This window comes from Aquincola tertiaricarbonis (assembly GCF_023573145.1).
GTDB lineage: Bacteria > Pseudomonadota > Gammaproteobacteria > Burkholderiales > Burkholderiaceae_C > Aquincola > Aquincola tertiaricarbonis_B.
The window spans coordinates 978810-1001816 of record NZ_CP097635.1 but is presented as its reverse complement, the minus strand read 5'-3'; the positions used below and the strand labels follow the sequence as shown (position 1 = coordinate 1001816).

The 23007-nt window shown below is 62.9% G+C and carries 19 protein-coding genes and 4 pseudogenes; 13 read left to right on the top strand and 10 right to left on the bottom strand.

Annotated elements, in window-relative coordinates; genetic code table 11:
- Positions 1-224: 224 nt before the first annotated feature.
- The 3 genes from MW290_RS04690 to MW290_RS33380 form a co-directional block, all read right to left on the bottom strand.
- Positions 225-740: a YciE/YciF ferroxidase family protein gene (locus MW290_RS04690; protein WP_250196113.1), complete on the bottom strand. Its 516-nt coding sequence runs from the start codon at positions 738-740 to the stop codon at positions 225-227.
- A gap of 81 nt (positions 741-821) precedes the next feature.
- Positions 822-1265: a DUF2382 domain-containing protein gene (locus MW290_RS04685; RefSeq protein WP_250196112.1), complete on the bottom strand. Its 444-nt coding sequence runs from the start codon at positions 1263-1265 to the stop codon at positions 822-824.
- 464 nt (positions 1266-1729) lie between these two features.
- A complete protein-coding gene (locus MW290_RS33380; RefSeq protein ID WP_510532247.1) occupies positions 1730-2032 on the bottom strand; it encodes a hypothetical protein in 303 nt (100 codons plus the stop codon).
- Between the two features lie 349 nt (positions 2033-2381).
- On the opposite strand from MW290_RS33380, the gene MW290_RS04680 reads away from it, so the two are divergent.
- Entirely contained in the window at positions 2382-2657 is a 276-nt protein-coding gene (locus tag MW290_RS04680; protein WP_250196111.1) for a hypothetical protein, read from the top strand.
- Between the two features lie 62 nt (positions 2658-2719).
- Positions 2720-2956 (top strand): annotated as a pseudogene (locus MW290_RS04675) (XapX domain-containing protein); the annotation flags it as partial.
- A 237-nt stretch (positions 2957-3193) separates the two neighbouring features.
- On the opposite strand, the gene MW290_RS04670 reads toward MW290_RS04675, so the two are convergent.
- The 3 genes from MW290_RS04670 to MW290_RS04660 form a co-directional block, all read right to left on the bottom strand.
- Positions 3194-4153: an IS5 family transposase gene (locus MW290_RS04670; RefSeq protein WP_250194184.1), complete on the bottom strand. Its 960-nt coding sequence runs from the start codon at positions 4151-4153 to the stop codon at positions 3194-3196.
- Between the two features lie 68 nt (positions 4154-4221).
- Entirely contained in the window at positions 4222-4671 is a 450-nt protein-coding gene (locus MW290_RS04665; protein ID WP_250196110.1) for an energy transducer TonB, read from the bottom strand.
- A gap of 195 nt (positions 4672-4866) precedes the next feature.
- On the bottom strand, positions 4867-5169 hold the full coding sequence (locus MW290_RS04660; RefSeq protein WP_250196109.1) for a hypothetical protein: 303 nt from the start codon (positions 5167-5169) through the stop codon (positions 4867-4869).
- A gap of 250 nt (positions 5170-5419) precedes the next feature.
- On the opposite strand from MW290_RS04660, the gene MW290_RS04655 reads away from it, so the two are divergent.
- The gene (locus MW290_RS04655; protein ID WP_250196108.1) at positions 5420-8227 is read left to right on the top strand and encodes a hybrid sensor histidine kinase/response regulator; all 2808 of its coding nucleotides are present in this window, start codon (positions 5420-5422) and stop codon (positions 8225-8227) included.
- Positions 8228-8256: 29 nt separating this feature from the next.
- On the opposite strand, the gene MW290_RS04650 is transcribed toward MW290_RS04655, so the two are convergent.
- Together MW290_RS04650 and MW290_RS33245 are read right to left on the bottom strand one after the other, a co-directional pair.
- Complete coding sequence (locus tag MW290_RS04650; RefSeq protein WP_250196107.1) at positions 8257-9318, bottom strand: response regulator; 1062 nt, start codon at positions 9316-9318, stop codon at positions 8257-8259.
- A gap of 196 nt (positions 9319-9514) precedes the next feature.
- Positions 9515-9820, bottom strand: a pseudogene (locus MW290_RS33245) (ATP-binding protein); the annotation flags it as partial.
- Between the two features lie 77 nt (positions 9821-9897).
- Between MW290_RS33245 and MW290_RS04645 the strand changes: the two are divergent.
- Together MW290_RS04645 and MW290_RS04640 are read left to right on the top strand one after the other, a co-directional pair.
- Positions 9898-10856, top strand: a protein-coding gene (locus MW290_RS04645) for an IS5 family transposase (RefSeq protein ID WP_250196593.1) whose coding sequence is annotated in 2 segments (ribosomal slippage) — positions 9898-10720 and positions 10720-10856 — 960 coding nt in all. Because the reading frame shifts where the segments join, the coding sequence is not laid out codon by codon here.
- A gap of 277 nt (positions 10857-11133) precedes the next feature.
- Positions 11134-12153: pseudogene (locus tag MW290_RS04640) on the top strand (IS110 family RNA-guided transposase).
- Positions 12154-12315: 162 nt separating this feature from the next.
- On the opposite strand, the gene MW290_RS04635 reads toward MW290_RS04640, so the two are convergent.
- On the bottom strand, positions 12316-13275 hold the full coding sequence (locus MW290_RS04635) for an IS5 family transposase (RefSeq protein WP_250194184.1): 960 nt from the start codon (positions 13273-13275) through the stop codon (positions 12316-12318).
- A 528-nt stretch (positions 13276-13803) separates the two neighbouring features.
- Here MW290_RS04635 and lysM point away from each other — a divergent pair.
- The 3 genes from lysM to MW290_RS04620 all read left to right on the top strand — a co-directional run bounded on the left by lysM (position 13804) and on the right by MW290_RS04620 (position 17507).
- Positions 13804-14328, top strand: a complete 525-nt coding sequence (gene lysM / locus MW290_RS04630; RefSeq protein WP_250196106.1) for a peptidoglycan-binding protein LysM — start codon at positions 13804-13806, stop codon at positions 14326-14328.
- A gap of 475 nt (positions 14329-14803) precedes the next feature.
- The gene (locus MW290_RS04625; protein WP_250196105.1) at positions 14804-16873 is read left to right on the top strand and encodes a catalase; all 2070 of its coding nucleotides are present in this window, start codon (positions 14804-14806) and stop codon (positions 16871-16873) included.
- 88 nt (positions 16874-16961) lie between these two features.
- The gene (locus tag MW290_RS04620; protein ID WP_250196104.1) at positions 16962-17507 is read left to right on the top strand and encodes a hemerythrin domain-containing protein; all 546 of its coding nucleotides are present in this window, start codon (positions 16962-16964) and stop codon (positions 17505-17507) included.
- A gap of 70 nt (positions 17508-17577) precedes the next feature.
- On the opposite strand, the gene MW290_RS04615 is transcribed toward MW290_RS04620, so the two are convergent.
- Entirely contained in the window at positions 17578-17814 is a 237-nt protein-coding gene (locus MW290_RS04615; protein WP_310740095.1) for a hypothetical protein, read from the bottom strand.
- A 107-nt stretch (positions 17815-17921) separates the two neighbouring features.
- Here MW290_RS04615 and MW290_RS04610 point away from each other — a divergent pair, with 107 nt between their 5' ends.
- The 5 genes and pseudogenes from MW290_RS04610 to MW290_RS04590 form a co-directional block, all read left to right on the top strand.
- Positions 17922-19094 carry a DUF2252 family protein gene (locus MW290_RS04610; protein WP_259373462.1) on the top strand — a complete coding sequence of 391 codons (1173 nt, stop codon included), beginning with the start codon at positions 17922-17924 and terminating at the stop codon, positions 19092-19094.
- Positions 19009-20658, top strand: coding sequence for an RNA polymerase factor sigma-54 (gene rpoN / locus MW290_RS04605; RefSeq protein ID WP_310740094.1), 1650 nt, complete (start codon positions 19009-19011; stop codon positions 20656-20658). The genes MW290_RS04610 and rpoN overlap by 86 nt, the downstream gene beginning before the upstream one ends.
- A gap of 102 nt (positions 20659-20760) precedes the next feature.
- Positions 20761-21027, top strand: coding sequence for a DUF3391 domain-containing protein (locus MW290_RS04600; RefSeq protein WP_259373470.1), 267 nt, complete (start codon positions 20761-20763; stop codon positions 21025-21027).
- Between the two features lie 205 nt (positions 21028-21232).
- Positions 21233-22681 (top strand): IS5 family transposase, encoded by a 1449-nt coding sequence (locus MW290_RS04595; protein ID WP_250196100.1) that lies wholly within the window; start codon positions 21233-21235, stop codon positions 22679-22681.
- Between the two features lie 63 nt (positions 22682-22744).
- Positions 22745-22963 (top strand): annotated as a pseudogene (locus MW290_RS04590) (phosphodiesterase); the annotation flags it as partial.
- Positions 22964-23007: the final 44 nt, after the last annotated feature.

Here is a 23007-nt window from a genome sequence, read left to right as displayed (position 1 = left end):
TTGGCGGGCCCGGCCAATGGACAGGATCTGCTGTGCCCGCTCTTGGACCCCGAGATCTTGCGGTTGGACCGGAATGGCATGTTCCTGAGAGGGAAGCAGCCGTCGCAGACAGGGGGAGGGGAGAAGGTGCAGGTGTGGCGATGCCAGCACCTGCAGGCTGACTGCTGACTGGCTGCAGTCAGCCTGATGAAGGCAGCCCAGGCCACCCAGACCTCAGACAATCGTCAAGCTTTGGCGTCGGCTACTTCGTCTTCGATGGCGTCGTCCATGGCGGCCGATTGCGCCAGCAGCCCCAGCTTCTCGTCAGTAGCCTTTTCTTCGGCCAAGGTCTCCTCCAGCAGGCTGGCGGCCTCGGTGAGGCCCAGCTTGCCGGCGAGCATCACCAGCGTGGTGTAGCTGGCGATCTCGTAATGCTTGGCCTTCTGCGCTGCGCCCATGAGAGCGATGTCGAGCAGAGGGCCTTTGTCGATCTCGTCGATGAGGTCCTGGCTTTCCTCGATGAGACCTTCCATGGCTGCGCACTTCAGGCGCTTGAGCTTGAAGCCCGTCAGTTCCACGATCTTGTCAATGCGCTCGACCTGACCGCGGGTTTCTTCCAGGTGTTGCTCGAAGGCTGCAGCAAGATCGGGTGCGGTGGAAGCGCGCGCCATCTTCGGCAGCGACCGCGTCATCTGCTTCTCGGCGTTGTAGGTGTCCGAGAGCTCGTGGATGAAGAGTTCTTGAACAGTCTTGGGTTTCATCTTTAGCGTTGCAGTGGAAAAAGACCTGCTTTACAGGCAAGCCGCGCTCCCGAGGCGACCTCCCCGCGTTGCGCATTTGCCTCAGGGCGTTTCGCTGTTGCCCTGGTCGTCTTTGACTTCGACCCAAGACCCATCGGGCTGCAAACGTTCCACGATCGCTTCCTCACGGCGCACGTCCACGGCCTGGACGGTGGAAGACGTGGTGTTCATAAGCCGCACCCGCAGCTCTTCCTTGAGGACGAGCTGGCGGGAGATGGTGACCACTTCCTCATACACCGGAACGACCAGCACGTCGGATTCATAGCGAGCTGGTTCACGCTCTGCACAGGGCCGCCCCACGGCCACCCGCTCAACGTGCGCTTGCTGCACCACCTGTTCGAGCGGCACCTGCTCCGTAACGGTCGTCGCCCGGATGCGTACGCGTAACTGGCCAGCCGTCTCCACTTGGCGTTGGACGACAACGGACTCTGCGATCACCGGGACCACCGCGGGCGCAGGTTGGGATGGAGGAACTGGTTTGTTCATGGGGAACTGTGAGGGCCGGCCGACTGGCCAGCAATAGATATGCCTCACAGCCAAAACGGTTCATCACAACCGCTTAGCGCGGTCGGTGCAAGGCGGCTGGTAGCTCGCGACGCGCTAGATGTGCCAGGGGCTGGGGCTTGGGGCGCCAGAATCACGCCAGGCGCACCGGGATGTTGACGGCTCTGACAACTGCAAGCGGCCCAAGCGAAGGCGGTTCAGGTAGAACGGCAGGCCAAGCAGGCGGCCGAGACATGAGCCTCCAAGAGGCAACGGCGCTCAGGGGAGGGCGGAGACAGCGCAAGCGCTGGCCGATTCAGGTGAACGAATGAAGGGAGCCGACGATGCAGGCGAACTGGTGGCCGAAGCAAAGCAGGCTGTAGAAGAAGAGGAGCCCGCCCAACTTATCCAGGACCGCAGCCTTGCAAGGCGACGATCCGCCTAGCTTGAAGCACACGGCACCCAAGCTAGCGCTCGCACTCTGGCGGTTCAGGTTGGTGCTTGGCAGCCTTTACGATCATTGAGGGAGAGGGGGCCAAAAGGTACTCACCTAGCTCTCGATGTGAAGGATGGGGCAGAGGCCTACCTTGGTGGATGTACTGGTCAACCACGGAGTCCAGAACGATTTCAGCTGCGTCCAATATTCGCACCACGTCCATCTCTGAAGGCAGGCACAGAGTGAACTCAGGCAGATCGCGGCAGCTGATGTGTACAAGGCCGTCGTGGCCGTTGAGCAGAGAAACCGGGTATGCGAACTGAAGCTTGGCCATACGGGCAGTATCCACCAGCCGACCAGAAAACCAAACACACCCGCGGCTTCGGCTCCCTGCTATACACAACAGTGACGACAAGCCCGAACGCATAGGGCGAGCGATAAGAGCCAAGAGCCTGCATGCCTTCTACCGGTCCAGACACCGGCCCGGTGAAGGGTGAGCGCTACGGCGACTACCTCTCAAGCCGCGCAGCATGCTTTGTCATTCCGTAACTATTGGGCCTGGCGCGGTCGTCTGCAAAAGTGTCCGCTTTTGCTGCTCAGTGTCAGCAAGTAGGCATCTGGCGGCAGCCGTGGCACTGGTCACACGGCTTTGCAGCTCCATGCGAAACTCATATGCTTGGTGCATGAAAGCCAAACGAGTTTCCTTGGCAGATCCATCACGCGGCTTGGCTTGGTCGAACCCCAACCTTTCAAGTGAAGTGCTTGTGCGCAGCGCACTCCGCCACGGCGCGTTTTATTTGGTTTTGGACGCCGTTCTCGAGTTCGGACTCCCGTTCGTCCGGGAACAGTGGGCATTGATACTTGCTGATAAGGATGCGAAGCTATCGGCAAGAGCGCAAGCTGACATCGAGCGAAAGTTGAATAACATCGAGCGCGGGCTGCGCGCGGCTGGCGCCTAACATCCCGACATGCGCATAAACACCTCACCGCCAATATGCGGAGCGTTTTCCAGTCGGCGCAATTGACTGATTACCTGCTTTCGGTGGCGCTCGGCCTGCTGGTCGGCGTCATCTACGCGCTTTTTTAGGTACGTTCGCCGGCCCCACCGGTGATCGCGCTAGTGGGGCTGCTCTGCATCCTGATTGGCGAGCAGATCCCACCGCTGATCAAGCAGTACATGATCAAGCCGGCAGCGGCGAGCTCGTGGCTGCATCACCACGTCAAACCACACATGTTCGGCGACTGCCAACCTGCGCCTCCACGGTGCAACGCAAGAACGGCTGGAAGCACCTTCGCGTCGGACCCAGTTGGCACCGGACCTGGTGAGCGTAAAGCTAGGGAAGGTCTGCACAACGCGATGCGATGCGCCCGTCGAGCCGATTCGATGATCGTCAAGCGCCGTCTGGCTGCACCGAGGCGATTCGCGGCGTCTTCGAGGCCCCGGTTGGGCCTGCTGCAGCGCTCCGCAGGCCCCTGCAAGGCACCGCGGACGCACTCATCCCTGCGCTCCGATCAGCTGCCGCCTCGCCATCCACAGGTTTGACAGCGCGAAGAGCGTGGCGATCTGCGCCGTGTTCTTGGCCAATCCTCGGTAGCGAACCTTTGTGTAGCCGAACTGCCGCTTGATTACCCGGAACGGATGCTCGACCTTGGCCCGGATGCTTGCCTTCCACTTCTCCAGGCTCAGCGCCTCGAAGTGCGGCGCGATGAACGGGTTGAGCTTGCGCCGCAACCCTGGCCGCATGGCCACGTGCCACTGCGGCCCCTGGGCTTCGATGCGCTTGTGCACGCCTTGGTAGCCCGCGTCTCCAAAGGCGACCTCCTCGTCACCGTGCAGCAGTGCGCCGGCCTGCGTCACGTCGTTGACGCTGGCGGCCGTGCCCACGACGCTGTGCACCAAGCCGGAGTGCGCGTCCACGCCGATGTGGGCCTTCATGCCGAAGTACCACTGGTTGCCCTTCTTGGCCTGCTTCATCTCGGGGTCCCGCTCGCCCTCGGCGTTCTTGGTCGAACTCGGCGCGGCGATCAAGGTGGCGTCGACGACGGTGCCCTTCTTCATCATCAGGCCCTTGGCCTGGAGGATGTCGTTGACCACCCGCAGCATGTCGGTGGCCAAATCGTGCTTCTCCAGCAGGTGCCGAAACCTCAGGATGGTGGTCTCGTCGGGCAATCGCTCGACACCTTCGCCCAAACGAGCGAACTCACGGAAGACGGGCATGTCGTGCAGCGCCTCTTCCATCGCCGGGTCGGACAGCGCGAACCATTGCTGCAGGTAGTGAACTCGCAGCATGGTCTCGATGGGAAACGGCGGCCGTCCGGTCTTGGCCTTGGGGTAGTACGGCTCCACCACCTGCATCAGCGCCGACCACGGCACCACGCGTTCCATCTCTTCGAGGAACTCGCGCTTTCGGGTCTTCTTCGTCGACAGGTTCAGGCCAAGTCCGAGCTGCTTCATGAGCGTGATCATCCCTGGCGCAGGGCGGTCAGGCTATTCGGATCGGCACGTAGTTGTGCAGACCTTCCCTAGCGCTTGGCGTCCTCAATCCGCCATTGAAATTCCACTACCGCCGCGCCACGTACTTGCCGCCCTTGAGCGTCCAGCGCTGGGCGAAACGGGCAGTCCGCAAACGAGTCGATGGCGGCTTGGTCGAGCTTCTTGTGCAGACCGGTGAGCCCAGCCGACCGCAAGACGGTCGTCTGTAGCACGCGCCCCTCCTCGGACACCTCCAGCTGCAACCGAGTGGTTCCTTCCACATCGGCCTGCAGCGCTTCGACGGGATAGCGTGGCGCAAAACACAGCCGTGCAGCTTGCGCGCCACGCGCCGTGGACTTGGCCTCCACCGTGGGACCAAAGCTGGCGGCCGGGCTTGGCGTGGTGCCCGGTGGTGTTGGCAACGTTGACGCGCATGAGGTCACAAGCGCAGCCATCGGAGTGATGACGGCAAGCTGGAGAAAGCGGAATCCAATCGACATGGGCCTCCCTCGTTCATAGCCGGCGCGCCCCGGCCCTCTGGCGTTTGGTGCGAGCTTACTCCTGCGATTGCTGATGCTTGGTGCTGAATGAGTGAGCTGCGCGCGTGCGCCCAGCTCCAAGCTACAGCGATGAGAGGCTTTTGCGTTTGCGTCACGCTCTCAGCGCACGCTCACACTCTTAGAACCGGGAAGGTATTAATGCTTTTTATACAGCTTTACTGCATCAAAGCTCGGACCATCGTCGAAAGCCTTGCGCATCGCCGCTTCAATGTCACGCCAAGCGCCTTCCTGCGTCAGCAGAGGAATTTCTCTAGCCAGCACGTTCGACAGTTTCCCCTCGTTAGATTCAAACGAACGAATAACTCGGTCGACCTGCGTATCAGGCATCTCCACCACTTCTTTGATGAGGTCGCGCGAGTGGGTGTCGGTGGTGGACATCAGGGTCGCGTCGGAGGGGAAGTGGAACTGACGCTGGCTGACCGGCAGGTTGGTACGCATGACGTGTTCAGTGAAGTTGCAGGCTTTCGACGCGTGTCAGTCATGCTTTAGTGCGATCATTCATGATTCCAGAGGGGCACTTGCATGACCGCAGCGACTGACCTAGATCAACTCGTTCCTGTTTGGTGTGTAACAGAATGAGGATGTGCGTCGATGGCGACCTAACCTGAGAAACGCGGAGCATCTCACCATGCCAAACGAAAGTGCTGTTGGTCCGGCCCCTCTTCGGGTCTTGGCGTTGGTCCCTTCGATGTTGGCTTACTGGGACCGGCAGCTTCGGTGTTGTTATGCCAACGCGGCCTACGAACGTTGGTTCGGCGTGGAGGGGGCAGCTGTGGAGGGCACCACGCTGGCGTCATTGCTGGGCCCGGAGCTGTTCGCGCTCAACGAGCCGCACGCTCGCGCAGCCCTGAGCGGCGAACCGCAAACGTTCGAGCGGGTGGTGCCCCACAAAGATGGCTCCCATCGCTACGGCCTGGCGCACTACATCCCGGACTGGCAAGGTGACGAGGTGGCGGGATTTGCCGTGGAAGTCACCGACGTCACCGAACTGCATCGGGTTCGGCTGGCGCTGGCCGCTGAGCACGAACGGTGTCAGGCGGCCTACCAGCGGCTGCAGCGCAGCGAAGCGGCCCTGCTGCAGGCACAGCGGCTGTGCAAGATCGGCAGCTGGGAATGGGAGATCGATGCGGACATCGTCACTTGGTCCGAGCAGCTGTATGGGTTGTTTGGCTTGGATCCCCGTCGGCTGCCGCCGTCGTATGCCGAACACGCCAGCCTGTACACAGCGGAGAGCTGGGCTCGCTTGGATCAAGCGGTGCGAGCCTTGTTGGCCGGCGGGGCTGCTTTCCGTTTAGACCTGCAGTTTCGGCGTGCAGATGGCACCACAGGCTGGTTGGAAGGCCGGGGTGCGGCAGAAATCGATGGGGCAGGGCGAGTGGTGCGCTTGCACGGCACAGCGCGCGACATCTCGCAGGAGCGCATGGCCAGCCTCAGCGTGAAGCGAGGCAAAAAGCTGGTGGCGCTGCAGCGTTTGCTTCAGCAGGAACGCACGCATGCCAAAAAAATCGATCAGGCACTGGCTCAAGCCAAGAAGCTGGAGGTGCTGGGTCTGTTGGCGGGCGGCATCGCGCACGACTTCAACAATGTGCTGGCCGCCGTCTCGGGCTCCCTGCACCTGCTGAAGCGCAAGATTGACGACCCCGGCGCGCTGGAGTTGGTGGCGCGCGGGCTGGGTGCGGTCGAGCGGGCCACCCGTTTGGTGCGCCAGTTGATGGGCTTCGCGCGCACCCAGACCATCGATGCCCAGCTGACGGACATGGCGACGCTGCTCAATGGGTGCAAGCAGCTGTTGCAGCTGACGGTAGGTCCGACGATCCGTGTGCTGCTTGACACGTCGCAGACCGGTCGCGTCCTGGTGGACCCTTACCAGTTGGAAGTCGCTTTGCTCAACCTGGCGATCAACGCCCGTGATGCCATGCCGGGTGGGGGGACGCTCCGCTTGGGGGTGCACCGGGAAGACGCTGCAGTGGCGGCGCTGCCTACCCATGCAGGCTGGTTGACCCTTGAACTCTCGGACACGGGAGCCGGTATGGACGCACAGACCTTGGCGCGTGCCAGAGAGCCGTTCTTCACCACCAAGGCGGCGGGGCAGGGTACCGGCCTGGGTCTGGCCATGGTGAGCGCGTTTGCCGAGCGCTCCGGCGGCCATCTGAGCCTGGACAGCACGCTCGGCATCGGCACCACCGTGCGCTTGAAGCTGCCGCTGGCTGCGGCGGATGCCCAGTTTTCTCCGGCCCACGAGCAGGAGGTGCTGGATCGGGCCTTGCACGGGAACGCGCAGATCCTCGTGGTGGAGGACGACGATCTGGTCCGCCCTACCGTGGTCCAGTATCTGAGCGACTTGGGCTACGAGGTTGTGGCGGTTGACGACGCAGCCCAGGCCCTGGCCTTGGCACGAACTGACCGGGCGATTGATCTGGTCATCACCGACGTCGCCATGCCCACTGTCAACGGGGTGCAACTCGCCCAGGCGGTGCGCCTGTTGCGGCCGCAGGTGGAGGTGCTGCTGATGACGGGACACGCCGATCCAGGCCAGCTGGCGGGCGAGGCCGTGCTGCAGAAGCCCTTCAGCCAGGCGACGCTGGCCCAGAGTGTCTTGACCGTGCTGGGTCGCCGATTGAGCCGCGCGCCGAGCCTGGCGCACCGGATACGGCATCCCAGCCTGGTGGCGTTTTACGACACCTGGTCCAGTCGTCGGGCACCGAGGTCGCTGGCCACCCTCGCTGCGATGGAAATCGAAAAACAACAGGACATGCCCTCCATCTTTGTGGTGGAGGTCATCGGACTGGTCCCGTTCGAGCTGCGCCGGCTGCATGTGGGGGCGGAACTGGACCACCAAGCCAACCGGGCGCTGGACTTCGGTTTTGCGGTGGCGGAGGGCGATCTACTGTTTGGCGGCCTGGAGGCCGCGTACCGGCGTTGTGCACGCCGAAAGGAGCCGGTCTACGAATACATGCGATTCCAGACGGAGGCGGGTGTGGCGGTGGTGTTCGAGCGCCTTTTGCTGCCGTGCTGCGACGACACAGGCAAGCCCAGTTACATGGTGGGAATGGTCAAGATGGCCAATGCCGGCGGTCTCCCTCGGCAACCAGGAGCAACTGTGAAGTCCGAACCTCGCTTTGACGACCCTGACTTGGCGCAGCAGGTTGAACAGCTGCATGCCCATGAGATCAATCGCCTGCCGTTTGGGGTGATTCGCCTCGACAGCCTGGGCAACGTGGAGTTTTTCAGTGCGCGCGAGGCCGAACAATCGGGGTGGGACGGCCGGCCGAACATCGGACTCGATTTCTTCACCCGCGTTGCGCCTTGCATGAACACGCCGGCCTTCAAGGGTGTGCTCGATGCGGCCATCGCCAACGGGAGCGTGGACGCTGAGTTTCTGCATACGGGCGACTTTGCCGATCCGGACCGCAGCATCCGAATCCGTGCCCTGTCGTCGGCCGATGGTGGCGTTTGGCTGTTTCTGCAACGTGAGCTAGAGGAAGCCGATGGTTGATCGGGCAAGGCTTGCGACGTCCCACGGACTCAGGCGCCTAACTCCAGTGCCAAGCGGCCAACCACTGCTGCAACCTCGGCGTGAAGCTGTTGGGCCGCGTCCTTGAGGTCGGTAGCAGCCAAGTCGCCGGTCGATCGCTCCAAAGCCTCCGCCCGTGCCGCAGCCCCGGAGATGCCGACGCTCACACAGGCTCCGCGCAACGAATGACAGCTTGTCACCACGGCGGGTCGATCCACTTGCTGCGCCGCTTGCACCAGTTCCGGAACGCCCCCTCGGTACTCCCCCAGGAAGGTTCGCAGGATGCGCACCATGGCCTCGAACCTGCCACCCACCGTGGACAAGGCTTGGGCCAGACTGAAGCCCGGTACCTCGGCGAGTCGCTCTTCCAGCGTCCGGCGCGCCTTCAAACCGGGCAGCGGCGCGCTGAGGTCCACCAGCGGCCCATCGTCGGCAGGCATCAGCGCCGCTGTAGGCGCAGGCAACCACCGCAACAAGGTGGCGTACAGACTTTCTGCGTCAACTGGCTTGGCAAGGTGGTCGTTCATGCCGGCGTCAAGGCACGCCGCCTGATCTTCTCCGAATGCGTTGGCCGTCATGGCAATGATGGGGACCTTCGTTCCGACCTGCGCACGGATCCGTCTCGTGGTCTCCAGACCGTCCATAACGGGCATCTGCATGTCCATCAGCACCAGGTCGTACTGGCCCGATGTGGCCATGGCCAGACCTTGGGCACCGTTGGAGGCCGGTTCGACCAACAGGCTGGCAGAGCGCAACAGCTCGAGCGCCACTTCCTGGTTGACGATGTTGTCCTCCACCAGCAGCACACGACGCCCTGCGTGCAGATGGCGCAGCGTTGCCTCTGCTTTCCCGGTGGAGGGGGCAGGGGACCGAACGCCCTCCCGCTGCAACGCTCGCACAAATGCATCGCTCAATGCAGAGATGGTGACCGGCTTGAGCACGACCGCCTCCACCCGTTCTTCGCGGACCTGCCGCCACATGTCCGGACCGTCGTAGGAGGTGATCAGCACCGCAGGGGGCATGGCCACGCCCAACAGCAGCCGGGCGCGACGGAACAACTCGATGCCGTCCATCGGGCCCATCTGCCAATCCACCAGCAGCGCGTCTCGTGGCGACGTCCACGCCTACCTGCAGCACCTGGAGCTGTGTGTGCAAGGCCTCGCGAGCTTCGCGCAGGTCGTCCACGAGGAGGACTCTCAACCCACGCAGTGAGTGCACGCGAGCGGGCGACCGCTCGGCCGAGGATGCATGGAACAGTTGGGCAGTGAACCAAAACGTGCTGCCGTCGCCCGCGGTGCTGCTGATGCCCGCTTCGCCGCCCATGAGCCCGGCAAAATGACGTGTCAAGGCCAAGCCCAGCCCGGTGCCACCTTCTCGGCGGGTCAGGCTGTTGTCGCCTTGTTCGAACGGGGTGAATAGCCGCTTCTGTTGTTCGGGCGAAAGTCCCGTCCCCGTGTCCTGCACTTCAAAACGAACGGTCAGCTGATCGGCCGCGTCGGCTACCTGCATGCCGCGCAATCTGACCCAGCCAACCGACGTGAACTTGACGGCGTTGCTCAACAGGTTGATCAGCACCTGCGCTAAGGAAGGTCTGCAAAACCCCGGGCTGATCCGGCTGGCGTGAGGCTGCCGAAGGGGCGACGATGACAGCCATGAAACAGCTCGGACTTGGCCTGAACCTGTCGACCAAGAGGACGCGCAAGCGCGAGTTCCTCGACGAGATGGAGCGCGTGGTGCCGTGGGCGGCGTTGGTGCAGGTGGCGGAACCCTACTACCCCAAGGCCAAGACGGGCCGCCCGCCGTTTGGCATCGAGACCATGCTGCGCATCCACTATCTGCAGCAATGGTTTGCGCTGTCGGACCCGGCGATGGAAGAAGCGCTGCACGACATGCCGGTGTTCCGGGAGTTCGCCAAGCTGGGTGACGGTGTGACCCGCCTGCCCGACGAGACCACGATCCTGCGGTTTCGGCACCTGCTTGAGAAGCATGACCTGGCCACCGACATGCTGCGGGTGGTCAACGACATCCTGCAGGCCAAGGGCGTGATGATGAAGAAGGGCACCGTGGTCGACGCCACGCTGATCGCGGCCCCCAGTTCCACCAAGAACGCCGAAGGCGAGCGCGACCCGGAGATGAAGCAGGCCAAGAAGGGCAACCAGTGGTATTTCGGCATGAAGGCACATATCGGCGTGGATGCGCACTCGGGCCTGGTGCACAGCGTGGTGGGAACGGCCGCCAGCGTCAACGATGTGACGCAGGCCGGCTCGCTGTTGCACGGCGAGGAAGAGGCCGCCTTCGGTGACGCTGGCTACCAGGGCGTGCACAAGCGGCCAGAGGCTGCCGGCCCGGCCTGGCACGTCGCCATGAGGCCAGGGCTGCGTCGCAAGCTCAACCCGTTCATCGAGCCGCAGTTCATCGCCGAGCAGATCGAGCGGGCCAAGGCCAGCGTGAGAGCAAAGGTCGAGCACCCGTTCGCGTGCTCAAGCGGCAGTTCGGCTACACGAAGGTGCGCTACCGCGGGCTGAAGAAGAACACCGCGCAGATCGTCACGCTGTTCGCGCTGGGCAACCTCTGGACGGCACGGCGGCGATTGATGGGAGCCACGGGATGAGTGCGCCCGCGGCGGACGCGGCAGGCTGTCCGTCGCGCGCTGAGCGCTTCCCAAGGGCTCCAGTGTGGCTTGCTTCATGCGCTCATCATCCGGAAGTACCCCAGAGCTTGCCACCTGATCAACCCGCAAGGCAGACCTTTATCAGATGGCATGGGCGCCTCCTCCTCGGCAGCAGCGATGCGCTGCAGTTGACGCCAGCGCTAGCCGGACCGTGCGCCGGCGGCAGTGACGTGCCAGAGTTGAGGCTCCGACTGACCATCGAACCGGAGGACGCGACATGAGCCAGACCGTCATCGCCGTGGACATTGCGAAGAAGGTGTTTCAGCTGCATTGGGTGGACCAGGAGACCGGCGTGATCGAACGCCTGAAGCTCAAGCGGTCGCAGATGCTGCCTTGGTTCGCGAATCGGGAGCCGTCTCGAGTGATCATGGAGGCCTGTGGCGGTGCTCACGAGTGGGGTCGTCAGCTTGTCCAGTCGGGTCACGATGTCCGCCTCCTGGCTCCGAAGACCGTGCGCCCATTCGTCCAGCGCAACAAGACCGATGCCGCGGACGCGCACGCCATCTGGACAGTCGGGCAGCAGCCGGGTGCCGTCTTCGTCGCGGTGAAGAACGAAGCTTAGCAAGTCGTGCTGTCACTGCACCGCTTGCGCGCCCAGCTGATGAAGATGCGCATCATGCAAACCAACGAGCTGCGCGGCCTGCTGTACGAGTTCGGCGTAGTGCTCCCGGAAGGCCACAGGGCGCTGCTGCAGGAGCTGCCTGACGCACTGAGGGACGCGCAGAAGCGCCTGCCAGCGATGTTCATCGACAGCTTGGACGAGCAGGTCAAGCGGATCAACGGCCTCGAAGCCGACATCGCGAAGATCGAGCGCCGGCTGTCGCAGCAACTTCGGCAGACCGCAGCATGCAAGGCGCTGTCTGCGATACCGGGCGTCAGCCTGCTGACGGCAACTGCGATCGTGGCCAGCATGGGTTCGCCCGACGTCTTCAAGGATGGACGTCAGTTCGCTGCGTGGATCGGCCTGGTGCCGAGGCAAACGCGCACCGGCGGCCGCGTCCGACAACTCGGCATCAGCAAACGGGGTGATGCTTACTTGCGGACCTTGCTGATGCATGGCGCCCGGGCCATCGTCCGTTCAGATCGAGCTGACCACTGGCCTTGGCTCGCCGCGCTGCTCAAGCGCAGGCCATACAACGTCGCCGTGGCGGCGATTGCCCACAAGCTGGCGCGAACGATCTGGGCGGTATTGGCAAAAGGTCAGGAGTGGCGGCCGCAGGCTTGGCAATCCAACTGAGCTAGGGAAGGTCTGCACAACGCGATGCGATGCGCCCGTCGAGCCGATTCGATGATCGCCAACCGCCGTCTGGCTGCACCGAGGCGATTCGCGGCGTCTTCGAGGCCCCGGTTGGGCCTGCTGCAGCGCTCCGCAGGCCCCTGCAAGGCACCGCGGACGCACTCATCCCTGCGCTCCGATCAGCTGCCGCCTCGCCATCCACAGGTTTGACAGCGCGAAGAGCGTGGCGATCTGCGCCGTGTTCTTGGCCAATCCTCGGTAGCGAACCTTTGTGTAGCCGAACTGCCGCTTGATTACCCGGAACGGATGCTCGACCTTGGCCCGGATGCTTGCCTTCCACTTCTCCAGGCTCAGCGCCTCGAAGTGCGGCGCGATGAACGGGTTGAGCTTGCGCCGCAACCCTGGCCGCATGGCCACGTGCCACTGCGGCCCCTGGGCTTCGATGCGCTTGTGCACGCCTTGGTAGCCCGCGTCTCCAAAGGCGACCTCCTCGTCACCGTGCAGCAGTGCGCCGGCCTGCGTCACGTCGTTGACGCTGGCGGCCGTGCCCACGACGCTGTGCACCAAGCCGGAGTGCGCGTCCACGCCGATGTGGGCCTTCATGCCGAAGTACCACTGGTTGCCCTTCTTGGCCTGCTTCATCTCGGGGTCCCGCTCGCCCTCGGCGTTCTTGGTCGAACTCGGCGCGGCGATCAAGGTGGCGTCGACGACGGTGCCCTTCTTCATCATCAGGCCCTTGGCCTGGAGGATGTCGTTGACCACCCGCAGCATGTCGGTGGCCAAATCGTGCTTCTCCAGCAGGTGCCGAAACCTCAGGATGGTGGTCTCGTCGGGCAATCGCTCGACACCTTCGCCCAAACGAGCGAACTCACGGAAGACGGGCATGTCGTGCAGCGCCTCTTCCATCGCCGGGTCGGACAGCGCGAACCATTGCTGCAGGTAGTGAACTCGCAGCATGGTCTCGATGGGAAACGGCGGCCGTCCGGTCTTGGCCTTGGGGTAGTACGGCTCCACCACCTGCATCAGCGCCGACCACGGCACCACGCGTTCCATCTCTTCGAGGAACTCGCGCTTTCGGGTCTTCTTCGTCGACAGGTTCAGGCCAAGTCCGAGCTGCTTCATGAGCGTGATCATCCCTGGCGCAGGGCGGTCAGGCTATTCGGATCGGCACGTAGTTGTGCAGACCTTCCCTAGCGGCGTCAAAGGATCCCACCGGTGCAAAGGAGAGCAAGCGACCACCCGTGTGATGGGACAGACAGGTTGGCACGGGACAAGGACACTCCGATAGGGCATATGAGCGCCCGAGCTCGATGTTCAGATGGGAGCCTCGTCGGCGAAAGCCATCAGGGCCAGCAGGCTTCGGAGCCTGCACCACAGGCCGAATGTAAGACTGCAGCCCTGCCTCCTGCTTCACCATGCGAAGACGTCGATTGCTATCCGGGAGGCGCCCATGTAAGCGTTGCCCTAAAGCATAGTTGATGGTCGTGCGCCCTTGCCGGGCTGGCCGGGGTGGACTTTCTCAAGACCAAGAGTTTTTGCGCATGGCGACTGTGCGTTTCGTCGACATACGACGCTGGGTGTATCCGCGCCTGACCAGCGGGCATGGCTGGTGCCTAACATCACCAGCCAATTAATCACGAGGAGCACCCCATGGGTCTGATGTCATTCATCAAGGAAGCCGGCGAGAAGCTGTTCCACATCGGCGAAGCCAAGGCGGCAGCACCGGCCGCCGCACCCGCATCCGGCGCTGCACCGGCCGCACCTGCGGTCGATGTGGCCGCACTGAACGAGAAGGCCGGCGCGGCCATCACCAACTACGTGAAGTCGCAGAACTTGCCCACCGACGGCATCGACATCAGGTTCGACGGCGCCACTGGCACGGTGACGGTCAGCGGCACCGTGCCCGACCAGACCACCAAGGAAAAGTTGTTGCTGTGCTGCGGCAACGTTCTATACGTGGCCGGCGTGAACGACATGTTGGTGGTGGCGCAGGCCGCCGCGCCGGAATCGCAGTGGTACACCGTGGTGTCGGGCGACAACTTGTCCAAGATCGCCAAGCAGTTTTACGGCAACCCTAACAAGTACCCCGTGATCTTCGAGGCCAACAAGCCGATGCTCACTCACCCCGACAAGATCTATCCTGGGCAGATGCTGCGCATCCCGCCCGCGGCCTGACGGACCTATCGGCCCAGGTCACACCGTTTCGCGGTCAAGCTGGGCTGATACGTCGGTCGCCGGGAGGGTGACTGAAGCGTCGCAGCGGGTGCTGGGTGATCTTCTGCATAACCATGCGCGATCGCGGCGCTGAGCGCGTTGCTAGCGCGCCATCGACCGCCAACACCGTGCGGTGATAGATAAATATCAATCAGTACGCTTCAATGCCGCACGTCTGAGCGAACTGACGCCACCAACCCCAGACGGCGCAGTGAAAGCACGGGCATACCGATTGCTGAGCAGCCGGCTCACAATTTTGAGGGGATGAGTGCTTATGTCTGAAGGTCCGATCGAATCGCGTCGCCGTTTCTTGGCCACGGCCAGCGCGTCAACCGCTGGTGCCGCTGTGGCGCCGCTGCTGGCCGCTGGGCCCGTTGCAGCGCAAGCACTGCCTACCGGCAGCCAAGCGGCCCGTCCAGCCGACAAGGCTGCCGACTTGGCCTCTGAGACTACCGTCGACGCCGGCCAGCAGCTCACCAGCAACCAGGGCCTGAAGATCGCGGACAACCAGAACACGCTGAAGGCCGGCGTGCGCGGCCCCAGCCTGCTGGAAGACCAGTTGTTCCGCGAGAAGATGACCGCGTTCGACCATGAACGCATCCCCGAGCGGGTGGTGCATGCCCGCGGCGCCGCGGCGCACGGCTACTTCCAGGTCTATGAGCCGATGTCGCGCTGGACACGTGCCGGCTTCCTCAACGACCCGCGTGCACGCACGCCGGTGTTCGTGCGCTTTTCCACCGTGGCCGGCTCGCGCGGCTCGGCCGACACCGCGCGCGATGTGCGCGGCTTCGCGGTGAAGTTCTATACGCAGGAGGGCAACTTCGACCTGGTGGGCAACAACATCCCGGTGTTCTTCATCCAGGACGCCATCAAGTTCCCGGACCTGGTGCATGCCGCCAAGCCCGAGGCCGACAAGGAGATTCCGCAGGCGTCCACCGCCCACGACACCTTCTGGGACTTCATCTCGCTGATGCCCGAGAGCACGCACATGATCATGTGGGTGATGTCGGACCGGGCCATCCCGCGCTCCTACCGGATGATGGAAGGCTTCGGGGTGCACAGCTTCCGCTTCATCGACGCGCGCGGCACCAGCCGCTTCGTCAAGTTCCACTGGAAGCCGCTGAACAACGGCGTGCACGGCCTGGCCTGGGACGAAGCACTGAAGCTCGGCGGCATGGACCCCGACTTCCACCGCCGCGACCTGGCCGACGCCATCGACGCCGGCGCCTTCCCCGAATGGGAGCTGGGCGTGCAGGTGGTGGAGGAAGCCGATGCCGAGCGCCTGGGCTTCGACCTGCTGGACGCCACCAAGATCATCCCCGAGGAACTGGTGCCGGTGCGCCCCATCGGCAAGATGGTGCTCAACCGCAACCCGGACAATTACTTCGCCGAGACCGAGCAGGTGGCCTACCACGTGGGCAACCTGGTGCCGGGCATCGACGTCAGCGAAGACCCGCTGCTGCAGGGCCGCATGTTCTCGTACGTGGACACCCAGCTCACCCGGCTGGGCGGCCCCAACTTCCACGAGATCCCGATCAACCGCGCGGTGGTGCCGGTGCACAACATGAACCGCGACGGCTTCCACCGCCAGACGATCAGCAAGGGCCGCATCAACTACGAGCCCAGCTCGATCGATGCGCCAGCAATCAAGGAGGTGCCGGCCGCGCAGGGTGGCTTTGCCAGTGCGGCGGTGCCCGTCAGCGGCACCAAGCTGCGCAAGCGCTCGGAGTCGTTCGGCGACCATTACTCGCAGGCCACGCTGTTCTGGCAGAGCCAGACGCCGGTGGAGCAGCAGCACATCGTCGAGGCGCTGCAGTTCGAGCTGGGCAAGGTGGCGGTGCCCGCAGTGCGACAGCGCATGCTGGCCAACCTGGTAAACGTGGACACGGGCCTGGCCGCCCGCGTGGCCGAGGTGCTGGGCCAGCCGGTCCCGCCGGCCAGCCCGCGCACGCCGGCCCGGCGTTATGCGCCTTCGCCGGCACTGAGCATGATCCGGCGCAACAACCCGAAGTCCATCGCCGGCCGTCAAGTGGCCGTGCTGGCGGCGCCAGGCGTGGACGCTGCAGGGTTGGAAGCGATGAAGGCCGCGCTACTGAGCGCCGGTGCCAAGGTGAAGGTGCTGTCGACGCGGCTGGGCGCAGTGCGTGATGCCGCGGGCGGCAGCGTGCCGGTGGATCACCTGATCGTCACCATGCCCTCGGTGGTGTTCGATGCGGTGATGGTGCCCGGCGGTGCGGCAAGCGCGGCAGCACTTAAGGGCTCGGCGGATGCGGTGCACTTTGTGCGTGAGGCCTTCAAGCATGCCAAGCCGATTGCCGGCCTAGGCGAGGCCTCGGACTTCCTGAGCGCAGCCGGCGTGCTGCCGGCGCAGGCGCCGGGAACGCGGCGCCCGGGTATCACCCTCGGCGATGCAGCCAGTGCTGCGACGCTCGCCCCGGCCTTTATTGCCGACATCGCCGTGCACCGCCATTGGGACCGCGGCGGCAAGGACGTGGTCGCAGCGTGAGCGCGTCAGCGACGCACTCCTTAAAGCTGCTGCGTCGCTGACAATTTCTTTTCCCAACCCGCTGCTCAGCAGCATTTTCGGAGAAACCATGGCCACCGCAAAAAAGGCAGCTGCAAAAAAGGTTTCGAAGCCGCGTTCGACGGCCAAGAAAGCACTCGATGCCATTAAAGTGCTCACGCAGGACCACCGAGAGGTGAAGCTACTTTTCCAGGAGTATGAAGAACTGGTTGAACAGGAAGCGGATGCGGAAGAGCGTCAGTCGCTTGCGCTCCACATTTGCGCACTCCTGTCGGTTCATGCTCAAATCGAGGAGGAGATTTTTTATCCTGCTGTAAAGGCGGCAATCAAGGAAACTGACCTCATTCATGAGGCCACTGTGGAGCATGCGTCGGCCAAGGATTTGATCGCTCAAATCGAGTCAGCCGAGACCCCTGACGAACTGTTCGACGCCAAAGTCAAAGTTCTTGGGGAATACGTCGAGCATCACGTCAAAGAAGAAGAAAGCGAGATGTTCCCCAAAGCGCGTCGCGCAAAGATTGACCTTGTCGACATGGTTGACCAGCTTCAAACCCGCAAGGGCGAACTGTTGACAGAAATGGGAATCGAGGATCTGGATCTGGAGCAAGCCACATAGGAATGTCCGGAAGGGGCGGTTTAAGCCGGATAAGCCCGCTGGGCTTATCCGGCATTCATTTTTGTTTCCGCTAGGCGTGCAGCATGAACCGTTTAACGATGCCGTTGAGCTTAGTGGCCTGAAGTTTTAGGCTTTCCGCCGCTGCGGCCCCCTCCTCCACCAGCGCGGCGTTTTGCTGCGTGACCGTGTCGAGCTTCGCCACTGCGCTGCCCACTTGTGTGATGCCGATGGGCTGCTCGCTGGCAGCGGTCGAGATCTCGCCGATGAGCTGGCTGACGCGGCGGGCCTGATCAACGATGTGGCTCATGCTGGTACCAGCATCGCCGACAAGCCGGTTCCTGGCCTGGCTTTGTTCAGTTCGGCGTTTCGTTGCTCTGGAAGAGGGGCTGCCATAGAGAAGGTGGATCTCTCAAGATGGCACGGTCAGCGCATGCCTATGTGCGAGGCAAACGGCCAAGTTTTATGAATGGCTGGACGCGAACCCCCGCAGCGCATTGCCGGAAGGTCCCTCCATATTGGATCTGCGGCGATTGTCACGTTGGCAACCTCGGGCCGGTGGCAAACGCTGAAGGCGATGTGGAAATCCAAATTCGTGACTTTGATCAAACCGTTATCGGAAACCCGGCCCACGACCTGATACGGCTTGGCTTGTCTTTGGCGATGGCAGTGCGGAGCTCAGACCTTCCAGGCGTTACCACCGCACTGATGATCGAACAGATGATGGTGGGGTACCGCAAGGCGTTCCACCCCGTCGCCGAGCCTAATCGCAACGAGTCGCGGCCAGGGGTGGTTCTTGTGGCGCTGAAGGAGGCCAGCCGGCGCACATGGCGCCATCTGGCTCAGGAACGTATACAGGGCAAGACAGTTCGCATTCCCCTTGGCCGTCGGTTTTGGCCCGTGACTTCGCAGGAGCGCTCGGACATCGAAGCGTTGTTGCTGCAACCTGGTCTGCTGAGCCTGGCGACCCAACTTCGGCGTCGAGCCACCGATGCGCCTGTCGAGCTCTTGGATGTGGCGTACTGGAAGAAGGGGTGCAGTTCTTTGGGCAAGCTCCGGTACGCCGCGCTGCTCGACGTCGGGGGCCGGGCCACACGAGGCCAGGACCTTTGCCTGTTAGACATCAAGGAGGCTGTGAAAGCAGCCGCCCCCCGCTATGAGGACGCGGTCATGCCGCGTGAGTACGCGCAACGAGTGGTCGAAGGCGCTCGGCAACTGTCACCGCACTTGGGTGAACGCATGGTGTCGGCTCGCTTGGGTTCCAGCTCGGTGTTCGTCCGCGAGTTGTTGCCGGAAGATCTGAAGCTGGAGTTCGCGCACATCACACCTGAAGAGTCGCGACGTGCCGCTCGTTACCTCGCACGCATCGTTGGGCGAGCGCACGCTCGGCAGTTGGACGATAGCGAACGACTTGCCTGGAAACGAGAACTCAAGCGCCACCGCAGCCGACAGCTGGAGGCACCCTCGTGGCTGTGGAACAGCGTCGTCGACTTGGTGGGCACCCATGAGAAGGGCTACCTCGATCACTGCAGACGGTTCGCCTTGGAGTCAGCGCGCAGGATCAGAGAGGTCAAGGCACAACCGGCCTGAACAAGGCATCCGCCTCCTAGGGAGCCCGGGCACACCTACTGCTCACACGCGCTCGCGGCACGCGATGCCGGCAGGAGGAACGTCAAACGTGGGAACACCTGGTCTACACCTTGTTGGGCAGCAAGTTCAAAGTCAGAAGCTGTCTCCGCGCATGCAGCGGGCCGTCAGGATGCTGCAGATGTCGTCACTGGACTATGCACATGAGCTGAACGAAGCACTGGCCCGGAACCCGTTTCTGGAGGACGAAGCCGACGGTGACGCGCCGGCGTTGCCCCCTACGCTGGAAGCGTTGGCCAGCCCCGCCCTGACTACAGAGATAGCAACCAACAAGGACGACCTTCCCTCTCATGACGTCGCAGACGGCTTGGAGACGTTGACCAGGGCCGAAGAGTCGGTAGCAGATCTCAATGATTGGCCGGACGCGTCACCTGCACGCGTGGAAAGCGGCAGCGTGACGGCCGTTGACATGGCGTCGAGCACAGGCGGACTGGCAGACCACCTTCATCGCCAAATCGGTCTGCGGAAGCTGAGCCAGCGGCAGTGGGCACTTGCCCATGCCCTGGTCGACTTGTTAGAAGAAGATGGGTACCTCCGCACTGACCCGGAACTGCTAACAGGGGCTGAATGGCTAGACCCTCCGGCGACCGCTCAAGAGGTTCAAGACGCTTTGGGTATCGTTCAAAGCCTGGATCCGGTCGGCATTGGAGCGCGTTCCTTGCAGGAATGCTTGCTTCTTCAAGCTCGCCAGATAGAGGACGGCAGCGTTGCGGAACTAGCCACGCGGATCATCTCCGGCCACTTGAAGCTGGTGGCCAATCGAGATCTACCCAATCTTGAGCGTCACCTGCAAGCTTCACAAAAGGACATTGAAAAGGCGTGTTCAGCTATTCGATCCTTTGATCCTAAGCCAGGGCTTCAGCACAGCACGGAACAAGTTCAATACATCGTGCCAGACGTGATTGCCCGGCGCCATCGCGGGCGCTGGATTGCGGTCCTGAATCCCGCAGTGGTCCCCCGCATGCACGTCAATAGACGTCTAATCGAACTTTACAAGTCAAATAAGCGCGGAAGCTGCGGCAGACTCACAGAGCACCTGGCAGAAGCTCAGTGGTTGACGCGGAACATCGAGCAAAGATTTTGCACGATTGTGGCTGTTGCTCAAGCAGTATTGGACCGCCAAAGACATTTCATTGATTATGGGGAAATGGGGCTTAAGCCTTTGTCACTCAGTGAAATCTCCGCTGCGGTCGGGGTTCATCAATCTACAGTTTCTCGGGTCACTTGTAACAAGTATATTTCCACGCCCGTGGGAATGTATGAACTCAAGCACTTCTTTTCAAGAGCAATGGTGATGCCGGGTGGCGCCGAAATGTCCGGCAAGGCTATTCGTAGCCTGTTGCGGGACCTTATTGCAGAAGAGCCTGCGAACAAACCCCTCACAGATTCCGATATCACGAAACTCCTGGCTCGTCAGGGTTTGAAGTTGGCTCGCCGCACGGTGACCAAGTATCGACAAGCCTTGCATATTGCCCCGGCAGGACTGCGTAAAGCACAAGCAGCTTAGGCCATCAGTCTGATGCCATCGCGATAAAGTGTGGGAATCCACTAAGGTTCGTGACTGCTAGCCGATAAAGCGGTCGCTTAGTCAGGCCCTTATGCTTAAAAAATCGCTGTTGCTGACCTTCAGCTGGGTATGCATCTGCACGCCTTCGATAGTTCTTGGGTGCGGCATCCGTTCTGGAAGTCGCGCTTTGTGCTGACCGATCCTGACGACCTACGCGCAGCGCACGGCAGCGGTATCAATGAGTGTTGGATCGATACCAGCCTTGGGCTTGACGTGGGAACGTCAAGAAGCCAACCGCTGTCCCACCCGTCGCAACGACTGACGTCGCGAGCACAACCACCGCTTCGTGCCCTAGCTCTGCACCGTTAAGAGCCACGCTGCCACCAGCACCTTCGGTAGGTCTCCAAGAAGAGCTGCGAAAAGCACAGCAGGTGTGCCGGCATTCTAAGCAGTCGGCCCTGCAAAGCTCCCAAGTCGTTGTCCTGAAACGACTTTCGGGTGATTTCCGATGGTGAAGTCTCCCGGGAAGCATTCCAATGGACGTCGGTTTCTGGGAGTTCTGGAGTCACCACCGATGGCCACCGACGACTTCTTTCGCGCCCGGCTCGATCAGATGATCGACCTGCGCCACGCGCTGGCGGTGCTGGCCACGCGCATGCCGTGGGCGCAGATCGAGGCTTCGCTGGCGCCGGTGTTCGCGCACCGGGATCGCAAGGGCCGGCCGGTGGAAGGCTCTGACCTGTTCGGCCCCAGCCTGGCGGTGGCCGGTGCCGGCGTCAGCAACGCCGGCCGCCCGCGTTTGCCCATCCGGCTGATGGTGGCGCTGCTGTACCTCAAGCACGCCTACAACGAGAGCGACGAGTCGGTGGTCGTGCGCTGGTCGCAGGACGTGTACTTCCAGTTCTTCAGCGGGCAGGTCTACTTTGAGCCGCGCCTGCCCTGTGACCCGGCGCAGATCAGCCGCTTCCGTCGGGTGCTGGGCGAGGCCGGTGTCGAGCAGTTGCTCAAGACCACCATCGAGGCGGCGGTGGCCATGGGCGCAGTCAAGAAGACCGAGTTCGAGCGCGTGATCGTGGACTCCACCGTGCAGAGCAAGGCCATCGCCCACCCCACCGACAGCCGGCTGCTGGAGCTGGCGCGCGAGAAGATCGCCCGGCTGGCCAAGCGCGCGGGCATCCAGCTCAAGCAGACCCACCAGCACGAGGGCCAGACGCTGCGACGGCGCGCGGGCGGTTATGCCCATGCCAAGCAGTTCAAGCGGCTGCGGGCCGTGCTCAAGCGCCAGCGCACGATCCTGGGCCGACTGCTGCGCGAGGTGCGCCGCAAGATGGGCGGCCTGGCCGACGAGACCCGCGCCAGTTTGGACACCTGGGTTGAGCGCGCCGAGCGCATCCACCGGCAGCGGCCCAAGGACAAGAACAAGCTGTATGCCCTGCACGCACCGGAGGCCGAGTGCATCGGCAAGGGCAAGGCCCGCCAGCCCTACGAGTTCGGCGTGAAGGTGAGCCTAGCCGTCACCCACCAGCACGGCCTGATGGTGGGCGCGCGCAGCTTCCCAGGCAACCCGTACGACGGCCACACGCTGGCCGCGCAGATCGAGCAGACCACCAACCTGCTGCAGGACATCGGCGTCAAGCCCACCGCCGCCATCGTGGACCTGGGCTACCGGGGCGTGGACAAGGACGTGGCGCCGGTGGAGGTGATCCACCGCGGCAAGTTCAAGTCGCTCAGCCCCAGGCAGCGGACTTGGTTGAAGCGCAGACAGGCCATCGAACCGTTGATCGGCCACACCAAGGCCGACCACCGGATGGACCGGTGCTGGCTCAAGGGCGCGGAAGGCGACGCGCTGCATGCGGTGCTGTGCGCGGCGGGCTTCAACATCCGCTGGCTGCTGCGGGCCATCGCCCGGCTGGGCCTGGGTGGCGTTTTGTTGGCCTTGTCCGCGATGGCGCTGTATGCGGCGGCCATGGCGGAAGTGCTGCGTCATCCAGTCTCCTGCGCTGAAGTCGCGCTGGAGCCGTGACCGCTGCCGCTCTTGCGATCACATGGCCGTGTCGGCACGCTGGAAATGGATTTCGCAGGGCCAACTAAGCACGCAGTCCAGTCGATGCTTCACGAGGCGCGATTGGGGCATGCAGTGGACACGGCGCAATGCATGCCCCTCGTCGAGGAAATCTCCGAGTCTGTCTTTCGCAACCCCGGTGCACTGGTCAGCCTTGCGCGCCTGAAGACGCGCGACGAGTACTCATACATGCATTCGGTGGCCGTCTGCGCTTTGATGGTTGCTTTGGGTAGGGAACTAGGGAAGGTCTGCACAACTACGTGCCGATCCGAATAGCCTGACCGCCC